Below are 2,647 nucleotides of genomic sequence, written 5' to 3'. Positions count from 1 at the left end.
TGATAAACCGCCTCGGGCGCAACGTGGTACTTGCCGATCTGTCCCGTGCGGTAGCCTGCGTTCTTCATCACTTGCGGCATCGCCAAACCGACCACGTCGTGAAACGACGCAAATTTGTGGTAGTGGTGTTGGTGACCAAATTGTCCGTTACGATGGTTGTGCAATCCGCTCATCACCACACTGCGGCTGGCGCTACACGACGCGGTCGTGGCAAATGCATTGCGAAACAACATGCCATCGGCGGCGATGGCATCAATGGCAGGCGTCTTGGCAACCGGATCACCATAGCACCCCAGCGTGGGGCTTTCGTCATCGGTGATGATAAAAATCACATTGCGTTCGGCTGCGACAAGACTGCCTAGCGAACATAATGAAAGGATCGGGGCAAGCGTCAGGAGTGCGAAACGCGTGATCTGCGATCCGAAATGGGCTGGATATTGCATAGGATGGGAAGGCATGAGGTTGGAAGGAGATTGGCATCGGTATGCGAAGCGGCATCAGTGATACCGATTGGGGGGGAGCCCAAGGAAGTCGTCCCCAGTTTAATAGATCCACAATCAGATGGCGAATACGTTGCATCAATTTCAAATTTTTCGTTCGCGAGTCCATTGGTCCGGTTGCAAGCTTAGCGGCACGGCGCGAGCCGTCCGGTCGCCACGGGGGAGCCGTCCGAACGGGACGCTTCGCTCCATTCTGACGATCGCTTTTCTTTTTGCCTTGACCGCGACGCCCTCATCTGCGGCCGATCGCACCACTTTTGCGGTCGCATTGCCAGCCGACGCTGCGGCCGTGGATGTGGCAAAATGGGATGGGGCATCCGTCGCAAATCAAGCCATGCTGGACAAATCTGCTGCGACGGGCACGGCATCGGAGGCAGCCGATTTGGCTTGGCGGGCTTATACCGAACTTTGGCAGGCTCATACCGCCGATCCAAGCGATCGAGCGATTCGCCGATTTCTCGGACTGCCCTTGAGCGGAACGATTGAGATTCGGTCGGCTCGGGGGCGAGCGGCCCCTTCGTGGTTGCAATGGCGACGCGGCAGTTACCAGCAATTTGAATCGCCCCACTTTACGATCTACAGCCGCGCTTCGAACGATGATTCACAACGAGTCGCCGTCGACCTGGAACAATGTTATTGGGTGTGGACGCAGATGTTTTTCCCGTTGTGGGAAGGCAACCAACAAGTCGCGTTGGCGTTTGACGAGTGGACACCGGGAACCTCGATCGCCGATCATCTGAGCAAAAAAACGTCGCGGCTTTCCACGCGTACGAAAATGACCGTCGTGCTTTTTCGTGATGCAAATGAATACGCTGCGACTCTATCGAAGGCGATTCCGGGGATCGAACGTTCTACCGGTTTTTATAGTGACGAAAATCGCACGACGTTCCTGTTTGCCGGACACGAGGAAACCGAAGCAACACGTCGCCACGAACTGACGCATCAATTGTTTCGCGAAGCCACGCGATCGACTCGGACGCGGACCAGCCGATCGGGAAGCGACAAAATGCCTGGCGAAGATGCTGGGTTCTGGTTGATCGAAGGGGTCGCCGGTTATTTTGAATCACTGCAGTTGCACGCGAGTCATGCGACGCTCGGCGGGTGGGATGCATCGCGGCTGCAATACGCTCGTTACCGCACGTTGGTCGGAGGCGATTTTATGCCGCTTTCGGAACTCGGGCCCGAAGGCCGACTGCAAGCTCAACAACGCCCCGATTTGGCTCGCTACTACGCGCACGCGATCGCCCATACTCATCAATTGCTTGATGGTGGCAACGTTGAAAACCGCAAATGGATCTATCACCATTTGGCCGAGTTGTACGGAATCGAATCCCCCTACCCAAACGTTGCCGCCCCCGACACGGGCGTGCAACCGATGCGTTCGTTTCTGAGCGTCAATGACGATGACCTGAAACGCAATCCGCCTGTTCCCACGACGAAGAGGTTGTGTTTGTCGTCCTGTGAAGTGACGGCCGATGGAATTGAACGTTTTCCAAAACTGCCGCAGCTCGATTGGCTGGATCTTTCGCGAAACCGCCAAATCGATTCGGGCGTCGTAAACTCCATTTTGGCTGGTGCCACATCGCTGACGCAGTTAAGTCTCGAGGCGACGGCGGTCGATAACCGTATCGCAGGTCCTTTGAAAAACGCCCGGAAACTCGAGGAACTTGATCTCAGTTTTGCGGCGATCGACGACACGCTGATCCAGGCGATTGGTGGTTTGAGCGAGCTGCGAACGTTGTGGTTGACCAAGACCGAGGTGTCCGACGCGGCGATGGACGTGATCGAGTCGCTGCCGAAATTGGAAGTCCTGGACGTCCAACAAACCAAGGTCACCGACGCTCGGCTCGAACAATTTAAACGAGCTCGCCCCAACGTCAAACTCAATCCGCTGGAGCTACGCGTGCAATGACTCACTCCGTGGAATCAGAACTGCCGCAATGTTTCCGGCTTCGCCAACATTTCGCCTCGCTGGCGGTGGACGATGTCCGTCAATCGGTCGATGTCGCGATTGGCAATTCGACCTTGGCAAGCCGGCTTCGTCCGGGGCAAACGGTTGCAATTGCGGTCGGCAGTCGCGGGATCGCCGACTTACCGACCCTCGTTTCGGCGGTGGTTGATTTTATCAAACGGTGCGGCGGCGTTCC

Annotated in this window: 2 protein-coding genes and 1 pseudogene; 2 read left to right on the top strand and 1 reads right to left on the bottom strand. The window is 56.5% G+C overall.

Annotated elements, in window-relative coordinates; all coding sequences use genetic code 11:
- Positions 1-458 (bottom strand): sulfatase-like hydrolase/transferase (locus ABX962_RS34385; protein ID WP_372726174.1); only part of this gene is annotated, 458 nt, incomplete at its 3' end.
- 259 nt (positions 459-717) lie between these two features.
- On the opposite strand from ABX962_RS34385, the gene ABX962_RS34380 reads away from it, so the two are divergent.
- Complete coding sequence (locus ABX962_RS34380; protein ID WP_372726173.1) at positions 718-2,412, top strand: leucine-rich repeat domain-containing protein; 1,695 nt, start codon at positions 718-720, stop codon at positions 2,410-2,412.
- Positions 2,409-2,647: pseudogene (locus ABX962_RS34375) on the top strand ([Fe-S]-binding protein); the annotation flags it as partial. The gene ABX962_RS34380 and the pseudogene ABX962_RS34375, both read left to right, overlap by 4 nt.

Source organism: Novipirellula sp. (assembly GCF_041583735.1).
In the GTDB taxonomy this organism is placed as follows: Bacteria; Planctomycetota; Planctomycetia; order Pirellulales; family Pirellulaceae; genus Novipirellula.
The sequence above is the reverse complement of the archived record's forward strand: the minus strand, read 5'-3'. Positions and strand labels throughout refer to the sequence as shown.